Source organism: Nocardia sp. NPDC003693 (genome assembly GCF_053981095.1).
The window spans coordinates 37245-51673 of sequence record NZ_JBSFNO010000055.1 but is presented as its reverse complement, the minus strand read 5'-3'; the positions used below and the strand labels follow the sequence as shown (position 1 = coordinate 51673).

Sequence of the window (14429 nt, the reverse complement as noted above, 5' to 3'; positions counted from 1 at the left end):
AGGCGTAGCCCTGGCCGATGGCGCGGAACTTCCACTCGGCGCCGTTGCGGTACAGCTCGCCGAAGACCATGGCGGTCTCGGTCGAGGCGTCCTCGGTCAGGTCGTAGCGGGCCAGTTCGGCGCCGTTGGCGCGGTCGACCACGCGGATGTAGGCGTTGCGGACCTGCCCGAAGGACTGCTGCCGCGCCTGCGCGTCGTGGATCGACACCGGGAAGAAGATGTTGGTGATCGTCGGCGGGGTGCCCGCGAGATCGACGTTGATCACCTCGTCGTCGCCGTCGCCCTCACCGGTGAGGTTGTCGCCGGTGTGCTCGATGCTGCCCTCGGGGGACTTGAGGTTGTTGTAGAACACGAAATGGCTGTCCGACAACACCTTGTGGTTCGGATCGGTGGCCAGCGCGCTGGCGTCGAGGTCGAAGTCGGCGCCGGTGGTCGAGCGCACGTCCCAGCCCAGACCCACCGATACCGCGGTCAAATTCGGAGCCTGCTTGGACAGTGAGACATTGCCACCCTTGGCCAGACTGACACCCATAGTGGTTCCTTTCCTGTCGCCGGGGAACGTCGTTCCCGGCCGGTTCTCTCGTCGGTCGTTGCCGATACCGACGATAGCGAAGTGTGCGGTGTCAGCGCCGGTCGTGTCGGTGACAAGGGCCCGGACATGCGCGCGGACTCGCCGTGTTGAATCGTTTACGCATCGTTTCGGCGATAGGCTGGTGCCATGTCGGTCTCCATCGCACTGTTCAGTCGCGATCTGCGCATTCGCGACAACCCCATGCTCACCGCCGCCGCACGCGACGACGCGGTCGTGCCGCTGTTCGTGTTCGACGAGCCCATCGTGGCCCGCGTGCGCGAGGCGCCCAACCGAATTCGATTCCTGCTCGCCGCCCTGGCCGAGCTCGACACCGAATTGCGTTCTCGGGGTGGGCGATTGGTGATCCGCCGCGGGCGGGTGGCCGAGGAGGTCGCGCGGGTCGCCGCCGAGGTGGGCGCAGGGACCGTGCACATCGCCGAGGACGTGAGCCGATACAGCCGCGAGCGCGAGCAGGACATTCGCGACGAACTCTCGGATCTGGACTGCCAGGTCCGCACCCATCCGGCCTCGATCACCGCGGTCGACCCGGCCGAGATGAAGCCCGACACCGGCCGCGGGCACTACGCGGTCTTCTCCCCGTACTACCGGCGCTGGTCGGAGACCCCGCTGCGGCGGCCGCTGCCGGTGCCCGAGCGCGTGACGGTTCCGGACATCGACAGCGAACCGCTGCCCGATCCGTCCGAACTCTGCGATGGCCCGGGCTCGCCCGAACTCGAGGTCGGCGGGGAGACCACCGGCCGGAAGCTGCTGTCGCGCTGGGTATCCGGGCCGGTGGACGACTACGGCGACCTCCGGGATCAGCTCGCGGTCGACGGCACCTCCGGGCTGTCCCCGTACCTGCACTTCGGCTGCCTGTCGCCGACCGAGGTGGTGTTCCGCACCGACGGCTCCACCACCGGCGGGCAGGCGTTCGTGCGGCAGATCGCCTGGCGCGACTTCCACCACCAGGTGCTCGCGGACCGTCCCGAGGTCGCGAGCGAGGACTACCGGCCCGACGGCCGGACCTGGCTGAACGACAAAGACGGTTTCGAAGCCTGGAAGGCGGGGCGCACCGGATACCCGATGGTCGACGCCGCCATGCGGCAACTGCTCGCACAGGGCCTGCAACCCGGCCGCGCGCGCATGATCACCGCGAGCTTCCTGAGCAAGACCCTGCAGGTGGACTGGCGGCTGGGCGCCGAGCACTTCGAACGCTGGCTGGTCGACGCCGATATCGCGAACAACCGCCTGAACTGGCAGTGGGTCGCGGGCACCGGCACGGACACCCGGTCGAGCCGCGTGCTGAACCCGCTGCGCCAGGCCGATCGCTTCGATCCCGAAGGCGTCTACGTGCGGCGCTGGCTGCCCGAGATCGCGCATCTGCCCGGCGCCGAGATCCAGCGGCCGTGGCGCGCGGGAATCCCGGCCTCGGTGTATCCGGCGCCGATCGTCGAATTCCGGGGCATGTGACCGGGTTTGTGCCCGGTGTGTCCGGGTAATGCGGAGCGGACCCTTCCCGGCGTACCGAGCGCATCGGTTTCGCATCGTTACGGGAACCATCAGCCGTACGGCCCGCCCGACCGCGGCGGGCCGATCGCGAGAACGATTGTGGGAGCGATGAACACGACACGAAAGAACCTCGCCTCGAAAGCCGCCTGCGCGATCGTCGCGGGTGTCTGCGCCACACTGACCGCGGGTACCGGTCAGGCCCAGGCCGCCCCCGCGGCGCCCGTTCCGAACCTGGACCTCACGCGCTACCTGGGCACCTGGAATCAGCTCGCCGCCATACCGCAGTTCTTCAACCTCGTCTGCGCCCGCGACACCCGCGCGAACTACACCCTCGACCCCGCGGGGGATGTCACCGTCCGCAACTCCTGCACGACCTGGACCGGCGGGCCCAACGAGATCGTCGGCACGGCGCGGGTGACCGACCCCTCCACCAACGCGCAACTGGCGGTGAACTTCCGCGGCGAGACCGACACCGCGACCAACTACGTCGTGACCGCGCTCGATCCCGATTATCGCTGGGCGCTGGTGCTGAATCCCTCCCGCACCGCCGGTTTCGTCCTCTCGCGCACCCCCGCCCTGAGCGACGGGCAGTGGACCGAGATCCGCACCGCCATCACCGCGGCGGGCGCGAACGAGTGCCTGTTCCTGACCTCGCCGACGACCGGCGGTGACGAGGCCATCGCGCCCCTGTGCGCCGCGGACTGACCCCCTGCGGGTAAGGAGCCCGCACTGATTCGCTCGCTGGACTCAGCGCAGTACCTCGACCGCCTCGGCGAGGCTGTCGATGCGGCCGGCGCCGGCGGGCAGGGCAAGATCGTCCCAGCCCGGCCCGGCGACATAGGCCCGCGCACCGGCCCCCTGACACGCCCGCACCGCCGCCGTCAGCGCCGTCTCCCGCTGCTGCGACCACAGCAGCACCCGGGCGCCGGCGGGCAGGCGGTGCAGGGTGTCGCGCAGGGCGGCGGTGGGCACGTCGGGACCGAGCATGTGCGCGCCCACCCCGTGTTCGGCCAGCGCGGCGCGCAGCACTTCGATTGGCAGCGAATGGGTTTCACCGCCGGTGCAGGCCAGCACCAGCGGTGCGGGCGGGGCGTCCGGCGGGGGAGCGGCGCGATGCAGGGTCGCGATGACGCACCACGAGAGCAGATGCTCCACGTCCACGCAGCCCTCGCCGTCGAGCTGGCGGGCCACGATGTCGCCGAAGGCGGGACGGCACAGCCGATCCCATGTCGCGATCACCCCGTAGTCGCGGATGTGGCTCTCCAGCAGCGCGCACACCGCGCGGCTCTCCAGGGCGAACGCGGCGGTGAGCAGTACCGCCCGATCGCCGAGGGACAGCACGGGACCGCGCGCGGCGGCCGCCGCGCCCGCCGGGGTCGACCCGGCCCTGATGAGATCCACCATCCGGGTCAGCACGGCGATGTCGGCCTCGGTGTACAGCCGGTGGCTGCCGGGCCGTTCCTGCTCCGGCCCGATGCGGTAGCGCCGATTCCAGCTGCGCAGCGTCGCGGTCGGAATCCCGAGTCGTTCGGCCACCGTGCGCACCGAGTACCCCGCGTGATCGGAGGTGGGTTGCGGACCGTCTGGCATGTCCTGATTGTGCCTGCCGGGGCGCGCCGTGCCGATATACACCCGCACCGAACCCCGGCGTGTCCTCGGCGTGTACACCGCGAAGTTCCGGTGTCGCGGGCCAACTCTCCGGCGCCGACAAGCGTGCCCCGTCCGGTGCCGTCGGTCACAATGGCTTGAACCTCCACCCCGGTGGAGTTCGTAGCGTATGGGCACGGCCGCACGGCCCGGACCGCCGCCACCGTGGCGCGAACCGGGAACACGCACGCCGGGGGATACGTGACCGCACGGAGGAAGGAGAGTCATGGCCGACGAACGAGAATCGCTTCTCGCGGGCAGTACCGACACCACCGAGGCGGTGAGCCGATGACGGCCGACTCCGGACTGAACCCCGCCGCGGTCGAACTCGGCTGCTTCTTCCCCCAACCCCGCGCGGTCGTGTGGAACGCGCTCACCGACCCGGAAATGCTCGAACGCTGGATGGTGCGCCCGACCGGCTTCGAGCCCACCGTCGGAACCCATTTCCTGTTCAACACCCCCGCCATCGCACCCGGTCAGGTCGACTGCGAGGTGCTGATCGCCCGCCCGCTCGAACAGCTCGCCTACAGCTGGTCCTACTCCCTGGCCGACCCGCCCGCCACCTGGACCATCGACTGGACGCTGCGGACGCAGGGCCGCGGCACCCGGCTGCTGTTCACCCAGACCGGTTTCGACATCGAGGACCGCCGCCAGCGCATGCAGCGCAACGCCATGGAACGCAGCTGGCGCAATACCCTGCCGCGGCTCGGTGACTGGATCAACAGCTAGCGCGAACACCCTGCGCCACAGCGGGACCGGTGCGACAGTAGGGCGCATGGATATCGGTATCGCATTGCCCACCATGTGTTCGGGCTATAACCGGAGCTCGACCGTCGACTGGTGCCTGCGCGCCGAACAGGGCCCGTTCTCGAGCATTTCGTGCGGGGAGCGCATGGCTTTCCACAATCCCGAGATGTGGACCACGATGGCCGCCGCGGCCGCGCTGACCGAACGCATTCGCATCTTCGTCAACCTGACCGTGCTGCCCGCGCATCCGCCGGAATTGGTCGCCAAACAGGCCGCCACCCTCGACGTGCTCTCGGACGGCCGCCTGACCCTGGCGGTGGGCGTCGGTGGCCGGCGCGACGACTACCGCAGTCTCGCCGCGGATTTCGGCCGCCGCCACGATCGCCTCGACGCGGGCGTGGCCGAGCTGCGGTCGCTGTGGGCGGGCACCCCGCCGGTACCGGGCGGTGATCCGCTGGGCCCGCCGTGCGTGCAGGCCGGCGGCCCGCCGATCCTGGCCGGCGCCCTGGGCCCCAAGTCGCTGGCCCGCGCCGCCCGCTGGGCCGACGGCGTGGTGGCCTTCAGCGTCGGCGGCGTGCCCGCGGAGATCTCCTATTCCGCCGAGGCCGCCCGCCGGGCGTGGACCGACGCCGGCAACGACACAGCGCCGCGTCTGGTCAGCGGCTGCTTCTACGCCCTGGGCGTCCCGGATCCGGCGACGGCGGTGCGCGACTTCACCGCCCAGTACCTGGATTTCATGGGGTCGGACAACGCCGCCGCGGCGGCGTCCTCGATGAAGACGTTCGACGCGCCCACCCTGCATCGGGCCCTGGACGCGGCCGAGGCGGCGGGGCTGGACGAGTTCATCCTCGTGCCCGCGGCCCCCGGGCTCGAGGTGCTCGAGGCGACGATCGAGCTGATCGAATCGCGCTGACCGGTCCGGGCAGGTCCGGGGTCGCGGCGGCGCGGTCAGCCACCCAGATTGGCTGACCCGCCGTGCGGGGGAGCAACTTTCGAGCATCTGGCACCCGCCACGCCGTGCGGCCCCCTACCCTGCTCGGGTGACTTCCCCTCGAGCACGGACGATTTCACTGCCCACCGGCCCGCTCGGGCTGGTCGACTACGGCGATCCGGCGGGTGCGCCGGTGGTGTACTGCCACGGCGCTCCCGGTTCCCACGTGGAGGCGGTCGCCTTCGACGGGCCGGCCGCGGCGGCCGGCATCCGGCTGATCGCCATCGACCGCCCGGGTATGGGCCTGACCCCCATGGGCGACCGGCACCGCGTCGTCGCGGACTGGGCCGGCGCGGTGGCCGCGCTGGCCGACCACCTCGACCTGGATCGCTTCGCCACCGTCGGCGTCTCCGGCGGCGGCCCGCACGCGCTGGCCTGTGCTGCCCGTCTCGGCGATCGCGTCTCGGCGGTGGCGGTGGTCAGCGGCCCGGCGCCGCTGGAAACCCTCAGCGCGGCGGCGGAACTGGACGAGGCCGGGCGCCGGCGCCGGCGCCTGCTCGCGCTGCTGCGCAAGTTCCCGCTGCTGTCGCGGCCGCTGGCCGCCCGCCTGTCGATGTTCGTCCACAAACCCGGCGGCATCGACGCCCTGGTCGGTCAAATGTGCCCGCACGACCGCGAACTCATCGCCGCCGACCCCGAACTCGCCGACAAACTCCAGGCCAACATCACCGAAGCCTTCCGGCAGGGCAGCCACGGCGTGGCGGCCGACCTGCAATCGCTCACCAGCCCCTGGGGCTTCCGTCTCGCCGACATCACCGTGCCCGTGCACGTCTGGCACGGCGAATCCGACAACAACGTTCCGCTGCTGGACGGCAGGCACCTGGCCGCGGGCCTGCCGAACAGCCAGCTGACCGTGCTGCCCGGCGTCGGCCACCTGCTGTTCGTGCACCACGCCGCCGAGATCCTGGACGGGCTGCGGCAATCCGATCCCGCCGAGCGGCGCTGATCCGAGCCGCCGAGCCGCTCGGCTAGCGTAGGTCTCCGCGCAGTGCGATGCCGATCCCGCCGAGCGGGCGGCGGTCGATGTCGCACTGCAGGATCTCGTAGGGTGCGACCGTCCCGGGCTCGAGCGGATCCGCGGCGTGGATGTCGAGCCGCAGTTCGCGGTGTTCACCCGGGTCGAGTTCGACCGCGTAGTCGAGAGCGCCCGTGCCGTAGATGGATTCACCCGTCACCGGGTCGGTGAGGCGCAGGTCGGCCGCGGCACGGGCCGGACGCCAGGTGTCACCGGCGGTGAAGTGCGGCCACAGCGCCGAGTCGGCCGCCCGCACCAGCACCAGGTTCGCGGTGCGATCCTCGGTGGGGTTGGTGATCAGGAAACTGATCGGGACCGGTGAATTCGCCTGCACGGCAGCGAGATTGTGCTGCGCCCAGTGCCTGTCGTTCACCGGGTCGGCCAGCGTCCCGGCGGGCAGGTCGAGCACGTGCCACACCTTGGCGAGCAGGCAGATGTGCGGTCCGGCGGCCACCGGAATCGGGTCGGCGGTGGTCAGGGTGAGGGTGGTGGCCCGGCCGCCGTGCGGCGCGACGGCCACGGTGGCGAATCCGATGAACTTGTCCTTGTCCGGCACCGTCGGCCCGCCGACCGGATGCGACCACCACACAGCGACATTCGCCAGGGTCTCGGCGTTGCCGCCCTGCCAGTTGCCGATCGTCACCCGCACCGAGAGTCGCTCACCCGGCACGTAGGGGGTGAGGGCCTCGATGCCGGTGCACAGGTACCAGCACACCACGGGCGGCAGCGGTCTGGCGCCGGTGTCCAGCGGCGGATACCCGCCCCCGATCACCGGCGGCGGGTAGCTGTGCACGAACAGGAACGGGCGGTCGTTGCCGGTGTGCTCGCCCTGCTCCTCGTGATCGGGGTGCCAGTTCTCCCGTGCACCGTCGGGCAATTCGGGTGCGGGCCGTGTGTTCTCGGGCATCGCCGGACCCCTACATTTCCTGATAGCCGAGCAGTCGGACGTCGATCGGGTTGTCGTGCACCGAGCCGTTCGCGGCCCAGCAGCCGTGCCGCACACCGCGATCGGCGTCCAGGTCCGGGTTCGTGGTACCGCGCACGCCGGAGATCATGTCGACCCAGGGTTCGGTCAGGGCGGCGCCGAGCAGAACTCGCAGGCGTGCCGGTCCCGCGCCCGGGGGCAGCAGGTTCTGGTGTGCCACGGGGTGTTCCAGGGGCGTCGGCGGGTACCGGTAGAAGCGCCGCACCGGGTCGGGCTCGGGCCTGCGGGGCCACCCGGTCGTCTCGGGCACGGTCAGGAACTGCCGGTACAGCGGAAATCCGAGTTTTCCATCGGGATAGAGCAGTCCGCTGCCGGTCAGGTACGCCTTGGCCTTGGCCAGCGCCTCCCACAGCCCCTTCTGGAACTCGAACAGCTGTGCCGCCAGTTCGGTCAGTTGCCGCAGCACCGCCGCGTTGCCGAGCTGTCCGGCGGCGAGCGGCTGCTGCTGGCTCGCCAGGTCGTCGCGCTCTTCCTGGGTCAATGCCGGTGGGGTGAAGGCGGTTTCGAAGTTCTTCGCGACGTACTTGTCCCAGTAGGTGCAGCGCTTGCCGCTGCCCCACTGCTCCCAGCACGGTCCGCCGAGCAGGACCGCGAAGCCGAGGAAGGCCAGGACGCCGAGCCAGAAAGCCCCGCACGCCTCACCGGCATTCGGGGGTGAGTCCGTGGGGGTCGGATCGCCGAGAGTGCCGCCGGGGCCGGTATACGAGGTCGGGGTGATGCCCGGTCCGTGCCCGACCGGCGGTGTGGCGGTGGTGGGGGTGGTGATGGGGGCGGGCGGGTTGGCGGGGTCGCCGTAGATTTCGGCGACGAGGGTGAGCGGCAGCGGCGCGGGTGCGGGCGGCTGTTCGAAGCCGTCGAGCAGTTCCAGGTGCCGTATGAGCCTGCGATATCCGAGGTGCAGGTCCGGTGCCTGCGGACTGGCCGCCGGGTCGTAGACCTCGTCGAGCACGGTCCGCAGCAGATCGGCGATGTGCTGGGGGAGTTCGGGTTCGGGGCCCGCGCCGAAGCGGATGCGGTCGGCGATGTCGGCGCAGCGCCGCAACTCCGGCCGCGACTGTGCGAACCAGCTGCCGAGCGTGTTGGCCGCGACCCGGTCCCGGAAGCGATGCGAGCGCCGGGGCCCGCCCACCACCTGACCGTGGAAGGCCGAGCCGCAGGCGTTGGCCGTCGCGCTCGAGAGCACGCCGAAGGCGAAGGCGAGTTCGTCGGGAGAGTCGGCGTGCGCGAACATGGTTCGCGCGAAGGCGTCGGTGCGCCGGGCCAGGAAGAGATCACCCCACGGCCAGCGGTCGGTGCGCAGATCCCCCTGGCGCGGATGCTCGGGTATGTGCTCCATGGCGCGCATGTCGGTGGTGAGCGCGGCGATGTCGGCGTGCTTGTCCTGGAATTCCTCGGCCAGCGCGCGCAGCGTGCGGGTCGCGGCGCAGAAGGCCGCGGGCGCGCCCGGAGCGGCGGGATTCGCCAGGGCGGCCTGGACGTCGTCGCGTACGCGTTCGACGGTCGCGTACAACCGCAGCCCGTCCGACCACAGCGCGGCGGCGCGTTCCAGCAGGGCGAGTTCGGCGCCGTCGGTGCCGGCGTGCCGGAACAGATGATCGACCAGCGCGCCCAATTGCGCTGTTCGAGAAGCGGTCTGGACCGCGCCGACCTGATGGTCGCGCTGGGCCGCGAGCACCGGATCGGCGATCGGCCGGGCGGCCAGGTGCGCGGTCTGCAGGGCGAGGGCGGCGAGGTGTGTTCGATAGTCGATCATGGCGGACACCTCGTGGAGCGGTGGAATGGGACGACTCCATTCGAACCCCGCCCCGGAACGGGGTCGCGAGTAGCCGATACTCGATTTTGTCCGCTTCGGCCCGGTCGCTACCCGTGAAGGCGCGCCTCGGTACCCGATCGTGCCCTGCCGACCGGCCTAGGCCCCGACCGCCACCGATCGGGCCAGCCCGGCCCGCAACCGCCAGGGCAGCGCGGCGAACAGCGCGGACATGGCGTGCACGGTGCCGGGCAGGTCGGCCCGGCCCGAGAGGTAGGCGCGCTGGAGCGGGACCGGCAGCTCGAAGAACCGATCGAAGAACACCGGCAGGTCCCCGGGATCCAGGGCCAGCAGCGCCCGCAGGCCCGCCAGCCGGAGCACGCGGACGCCGCGCGCGCCCGGGGTCCAGGGTGACTCGCCCATCAGGACCGCGTCGGCCGCGCTCAGCGCCGTCGCGACGCTGTATCCCGTTGCCGGATGCGTGAAAGCGCCCGCGGCCCCGAAGAATCCGTCGCGCGGCCGTCCGCCCTGCACCGGGAACCGCACCCGCTCCACCGGCTCGTCGCCGGTCGGTTCGAGTCCGCGCGATCGCACCCGGTGCACGAGCCGTTCGCGCAGCACCCGCGAATCCAGGGCGGGGCGTCCCGCCAGGCAGGTTTCCTCCAGGAGCACCGTGTCCGGTCCCAGGGGCACCGCGTACAGGAACGAGCGGGGTTCGCCCGGCGCGGCGCCGTTGTCGTCGCGCCAGTCCATGAACAGGGTGTCCGCGTCGGGCCAGCGCGCGCGGTCCACGACGAGGCCGAACGCGGTCTGCTCGGCGCGCGCGGGGGAGCGGGACACCCCGCGCGCGTCGATGATCCGTCCGGCGGCCAGTATCCGCCCCGACTCCAGGCGGACCGAGGGCAGATCGATGCCGCCTCCGGCTCGACTCGGGGGCACGATCTCGGTGACCCGGTCCGAAATCAGGCGCGCACCCGTGAGATCGAGTGAATCCTGGAGTTTCGCGGTATCGAATACCACGTAGCGGCGGTCGATCTCGATGCGGCGCGTGGTCCAGGCGACCGGCCGGTCGACCGTCGCGGCGATGGCGTGCGCCGCGATCCAGTCCGGAAGTTCGTCGGCCCACGCCGCGTAGGTGGCCGGCCAGCGCCGCCGCGGTTGCGGATCGATCACCGTGACCGATAGTCCTGTGGCGAGTGCGCGATGAGCCAGGGCCCGTCCGGCCGGGCCCGATCCGCACACGAGAAGGTCTGAGGTCACCCGGAGATTGGATCATGCCGGGCGACCGTCATACGCTTCGGAGACGATGGCTGGGCCGGGGAGGGCCCGGCGCGGTGCGAAAGGTTGAGCAGATGACGTATCCACCCGGACCGCCGTCCGGCAGCGGCGGCGATCCCCACGGCCAGGGTCAGCAGCCGGATCCGGCGTGGTGGGACCAGCCGGTCGCACCGCCGCCCGCCGATCCCACGCAGGTGAACTGGGCTGCCCAGCAGCCCCCGCCGAACCCCAATTCCGGGTGGCAGCAGCCGCAGCAGCCGGACCCGAACTCCGGGTGGCAGCAGCCGCAGCAGCCCGATCCCAATTCGGGCTGGCAGCATCAGCAACCGCAGCAGCCGTGGGGTGGCCAGCAGCCCGCGTACGGCCAGCAGGGCTACGGGCAGCCGCCGACGCCGCCGCGCTCGAACACCGGCCTGATCGTCGGCGTCGTGCTGGGTGTGGTGGCGGTGCTGGCGGTGGCGATCGGCGCGGTCGTGGTGCTGACCAAGGACGACGGCGGTCAGAACCAGGCGTCCACGACCTCGACCACCACGACCGAGGAGTCGACCACCTCGGAGGCGCCGACCACCACCAAGACGACCACGACCACCAAGGCCGCGCCGTCGGGCGGCAAGTTCAGTTACACCGAGTACGGCAAGGATTGGAACTTCAAGCTCGGCGACGTCGCCCTGCAGGCGTCGTGGGTGGAGGGCAAGGACTACTCGACCTGCGGCCCGATCGAAGAGGGCGGCAAGCTGACCGGGCTGGGCTGCCAGTACGCGGCCGAGATGGTGTGGAAGTCCGAGAACGGCGGGCTGATGCTCACCCAGTTCGTGCTCGGCATGGGTGACGCGACGGCGGCGTCCGGGGCCGAGGGGCAGTTCGACGACAACGATCTGAATCTCCGCTCGGGCAGCTATATCGCCAACTGGCACACCGGTAAATGGCGGGACGGCAGCGAAGGGCAGTTCCTGGTGATCACCTTCGCGACCGCGGACGCGTCGGTGGCCACCGACACCGTCGAGCAGTACCTGCGGTACCGGCACAGCGACACGCTGGGGGCGCTGCTCTGGCGGTGAGCCGGGGCGCTCGATCCGCGTAGCGGAACAGCCCGGCTCGCAACGGTATTCGTTGCTAGCCGGGCTGTTTTCTGCTCGGTGGTGAGTGCTCAGATGCCGCCGGTGGAGAGCAAGCCGCCGTCCACGCGAATGGTGGTGCCGGTGATCCACGCCGATTCGTTCGAGGCCAGGAATCCGATCAGCGCGGCCACGTCCTCCGGCGACCCGAGCCGCTTCATCGGGTACACGGCCGCCGCGGCCTCCTCGTCGGCCGAGTACAGCGCGTCGGCGAACTTGGTCTTGATGACGCCCGGCGCGACCGCGTTGACGCGGATCTTGGGCCCGAGCTGCCACGCCAGCTCCTCGGTGAGCCGGATGAGCGCCGCCTTGGAGGCGCCGTACGCGGCGATGACGCCGGTGGACCGCAACCCCGCCACGCTGGCGACGTTGACGACGGCTCCGCCGTGCTCACCCATCCACGCCCGGTGCGCTTCCTGCACATACCCCAGTGCCGCAACGACATTGACGTCGAAGATCTTGCGCACGGCGTCGAGGTCGGCCTCCATGAGCGACCCGTACACCGGGTTGATCCCGGTGTTGTTGATCAGCACGTCCAACGACCCGAACTGCGCGACCGCGGTGGCGACCTGCTCGGCCCGCGCCTCGGCCTCTCCCGAGTTCCCCGCGACCGCGACCACCTTGCCGGAGTACCCCAGCCCCCGCAGCTGCTCGGCGGCTTCCTCCAACGGCCCGGCCTTCCGCGCGGTCACGACGACGTTGGCTCCCCGCCGCAGCAGCTCCGCCGCGACCCCGAACCCGATTCCCCGGCTCGCCCCGGTAACCAGCGCACTCTTCCCAACCAGATCTTCGCTCATGTGACGGCACGCTACTTCAGTCACATGGTCTGTGTGAACCCGCCCCGGGTGGGGGTTCGTGCCGTCACTTGCCGCAGGTCCTGCAGTCACATGGACGGGCGACTTTTGGTGCGGTCGCATGCGGATTGCTCGTGCTTCCGACCGGGGTGTTCGCCGCCGTCGTGGGGAATGAGACTGTCCGGTGAGGTTGCGGGTTGGGGCCCGGCGCAGGGTGACGGCGGCCGGCGTCGAATCTCGGGCTTCGTCGAGTCCATCGCGTCCATGTGTGTCCCAAAGCGGACGCCGCAGGGCTGCCCGCCGCGCGGCCCGATGCTATTCGTGGGAGCCTGCGGCCTTGTGGATCAACGCACGTCCAGCATCGCCGTAACACGCTTGATCGGCCAGCATGGTGAACAGCTTTTCGTAGAGGGCGATCTCGTGGGGCTGAGTGATCGTTGACTCTGCTGTGACCGTCTCGATCAGTACCGTCTTCTGGTCGTAGATCGCGAACTCTGTTGTGCGGTAGAAGAACTCCGCTGTCAGTGGCACGATGCCGATGACGACATTCGGTAGGTTCATCGCTGTGAGCAGGTGTGACAGCTGATGGCGCATGATCTCGCTGCTGCCCACGGTGGCATGCAGTGCTGGTTCGCCGACCAGGTAGAAGAACCTGTGGCGGCCTTTGCGCAGGACTGCCTGTCGTCGCATTCGTGCTGCGACGGCGGTGTCCAGATCTTGGCTGATGTGCAGGAAGCCGGCGGCGGCCGACAGCACCGCACGGGCGTAGTCTACGGTTTGTAGAAGGCCGTGAATGACCTGCGGGTCATAGCTGCGGAGCAGTTCCGTATGGGATTCCAGGTCGCCGATCTCGCCCTGGTGGCGTGCGTGACCGGTGCCGACAATGCGCCGCCATTCCATCCAAGCGGCATTCACGTTGCGGAGTGTGGCCCGAAGGTCGGGGTAGGCCAGCTCGGACCCGGTCAGCCGACACCAGATCTCCAGGTCGGCCTCGGTAAGCGAGTGAGCGCCGTTCTCGACGCGGGAGACCTTCGACGCTGACCAGCCGGCCTGTTCGGCGAGTTGGTAGGCACGCAGGTGCGCCGCGAGCCGGAGATCACGAAGTCGTGCCCCGAGGTCGCGGCGTGCCTGCCGGACATTGGTCAACGCGCGTAGTCGCTGTCCCGAATGGCCTTACCCCACAGTTGGTTTCGGAGCTGTGCATAATGGGCTGCTATGGCCGGGTCTGTGCTGGCGACCCACCCCGGTAGTGCGGTTCCGTCGTGCTCGAACACGGTCCACGCGACCAGGTCCTCATCGAAAAGCCACCAATCATCCTCGGGCAGGCCGACCGGAGCGAGGTTCCGGGGAAGCCACCGGATGTCGTCGCCCACTGCGACACTGCCCGGCGTGGTGGCCAGGGCGAACCGGATGTAGTCGGTGTGTGGTTCTGTCACCACGCGTACCCGCTGGACTGCGGTTCCGTTCCCCGTGACCTCCTCCATCAGCGAGTGCCACTGGGCCGTGAACTCCGGATCGAGTGGCTGTCCGGTCAGGAAGCGTTCCAGCGCTTCGGCTTCGCCGGGAACGCCGGTGTAGTCGTCGCGGACCTCGAGGTGGAACGCGCGCTCGTGGCTGCGGAACGCGGTCACCAAGCCGTCAAAGTCCATGTGGTACATCGCGCCTCCGCTCTCGACCGATCGTGACCTCGATCGCCGTTTCGTGGTCCGGTGGCTGTATCCGATCGAGTGCCTCCGGATCGGTCACGGGTTCCCCAGTGACGGTGAAGGTACCGTGCCCGCTGTCGTGAAGCGTGGTACCGAAGCAGGTTCCCGGTTTCAGGAACTGGATCAATCGATGTGGTATTTCGATGGTGTCGGTCTGGTCGGTTCGCCAGCCTTGAATGACGTAAGTGCCGCGATCGCTCTGATACAGAGTGGGTGACTGTCCGTTTACGGAGTCTCCGCCGAGTCGTTCGAGCTTCATGAGAGTTCCCCTATTGGTGTCGTGAACTTTCACTGCTGCGCTCAATGATCCCTAGTGGCAGC

General features: G+C 70.0%; 15 protein-coding genes. 6 read left to right on the top strand and 9 right to left on the bottom strand.

Translation table 11 applies throughout. The annotated features are described in order from the left end of the window. A partial coding sequence (locus ACWDOP_RS36135) for a TerD family protein (protein WP_456348671.1) occupies positions 1 to 532 on the bottom strand: 532 nt, incomplete at its 3' end. Between the two features lie 186 nt (positions 533 to 718). On the opposite strand from ACWDOP_RS36135, the gene ACWDOP_RS36130 reads away from it, so the two are divergent. Further along, the gene (locus ACWDOP_RS36130; protein ID WP_456348670.1) at positions 719 to 2041 is read left to right on the top strand and encodes a cryptochrome/photolyase family protein; all 1323 of its coding nucleotides are present in this window, start codon (positions 719 to 721) and stop codon (positions 2039 to 2041) included. A gap of 147 nt (positions 2042 to 2188) precedes the next feature. Next, positions 2189 to 2785 (top strand): lipocalin family protein, encoded by a 597-nt coding sequence (locus tag ACWDOP_RS36125; protein WP_456348669.1) that lies wholly within the window; start codon positions 2189 to 2191, stop codon positions 2783 to 2785. A 42-nt stretch (positions 2786 to 2827) separates the two neighbouring features. Here ACWDOP_RS36125 and ACWDOP_RS36120 read toward each other — a convergent pair whose 3' ends face one another. Beyond that, positions 2828 to 3670 (bottom strand): MerR family transcriptional regulator, encoded by an 843-nt coding sequence (locus ACWDOP_RS36120; RefSeq protein WP_456348668.1) that lies wholly within the window; start codon positions 3668 to 3670, stop codon positions 2828 to 2830. 345 nt (positions 3671 to 4015) lie between these two features. On the opposite strand from ACWDOP_RS36120, the gene ACWDOP_RS36115 reads away from it, so the two are divergent. The 3 genes from ACWDOP_RS36115 to ACWDOP_RS36105 all read left to right on the top strand — a co-directional run bounded on the left by ACWDOP_RS36115 (position 4016) and on the right by ACWDOP_RS36105 (position 6411). Next, positions 4016 to 4456, top strand: coding sequence for an SRPBCC family protein (locus ACWDOP_RS36115; RefSeq protein ID WP_456348667.1), 441 nt, complete (start codon positions 4016 to 4018; stop codon positions 4454 to 4456). A gap of 46 nt (positions 4457 to 4502) precedes the next feature. After that, positions 4503 to 5387 carry an LLM class flavin-dependent oxidoreductase gene (locus ACWDOP_RS36110; protein ID WP_456348666.1) on the top strand — a complete coding sequence of 295 codons (885 nt, stop codon included), beginning with the start codon at positions 4503 to 4505 and terminating at the stop codon, positions 5385 to 5387. A 127-nt stretch (positions 5388 to 5514) separates the two neighbouring features. Continuing rightward, the gene (locus tag ACWDOP_RS36105) at positions 5515 to 6411 is read left to right on the top strand and encodes an alpha/beta fold hydrolase (RefSeq protein WP_456348665.1); all 897 of its coding nucleotides are present in this window, start codon (positions 5515 to 5517) and stop codon (positions 6409 to 6411) included. Positions 6412 to 6433: 22 nt separating this feature from the next. Here ACWDOP_RS36105 and ACWDOP_RS36100 read toward each other — a convergent pair whose 3' ends face one another. The 3 genes from ACWDOP_RS36100 to ACWDOP_RS36090 form a co-directional block, all read right to left on the bottom strand. Further along, positions 6434 to 7387, bottom strand: coding sequence for a hypothetical protein (locus ACWDOP_RS36100; protein WP_456348664.1), 954 nt, complete (start codon positions 7385 to 7387; stop codon positions 6434 to 6436). Between the two features lie 10 nt (positions 7388 to 7397). Further along, positions 7398 to 9218, bottom strand: coding sequence for a hypothetical protein (locus ACWDOP_RS36095; RefSeq protein WP_456348663.1), 1821 nt, complete (start codon positions 9216 to 9218; stop codon positions 7398 to 7400). Positions 9219 to 9374: 156 nt separating this feature from the next. Then, on the bottom strand, positions 9375 to 10457 hold the full coding sequence (locus tag ACWDOP_RS36090) for a lycopene cyclase family protein (protein WP_456348673.1): 1083 nt from the start codon (positions 10455 to 10457) through the stop codon (positions 9375 to 9377). 110 nt (positions 10458 to 10567) lie between these two features. Here ACWDOP_RS36090 and ACWDOP_RS36085 point away from each other — a divergent pair, with 110 nt between their 5' ends. Continuing rightward, entirely contained in the window at positions 10568 to 11551 is a 984-nt protein-coding gene (locus ACWDOP_RS36085) for a hypothetical protein (protein ID WP_456348662.1), read from the top strand. A gap of 89 nt (positions 11552 to 11640) precedes the next feature. Here ACWDOP_RS36085 and ACWDOP_RS36080 read toward each other — a convergent pair whose 3' ends face one another. The 4 genes from ACWDOP_RS36080 to ACWDOP_RS36065 form a co-directional block, all read right to left on the bottom strand. After that, positions 11641 to 12405 carry an SDR family oxidoreductase gene (locus tag ACWDOP_RS36080; protein WP_456348661.1) on the bottom strand — a complete coding sequence of 255 codons (765 nt, stop codon included), beginning with the start codon at positions 12403 to 12405 and terminating at the stop codon, positions 11641 to 11643. 312 nt (positions 12406 to 12717) lie between these two features. Continuing rightward, entirely contained in the window at positions 12718 to 13548 is an 831-nt protein-coding gene (locus ACWDOP_RS36075) for a helix-turn-helix domain-containing protein (protein WP_456348660.1), read from the bottom strand. Continuing rightward, a complete protein-coding gene (locus ACWDOP_RS36070; protein ID WP_456348659.1) occupies positions 13545 to 14060 on the bottom strand; it encodes a DUF6879 family protein in 516 nt (171 codons plus the stop codon). Before ACWDOP_RS36070 ends, ACWDOP_RS36075 begins: the two co-directional genes overlap by 4 nt. Beyond that, on the bottom strand, positions 14041 to 14367 hold the full coding sequence (locus tag ACWDOP_RS36065; protein WP_456348658.1) for a hypothetical protein: 327 nt from the start codon (positions 14365 to 14367) through the stop codon (positions 14041 to 14043). Before ACWDOP_RS36065 ends, ACWDOP_RS36070 begins: the two co-directional genes overlap by 20 nt. Between the last annotated feature and the right edge of the window lie 62 nt (positions 14368 to 14429).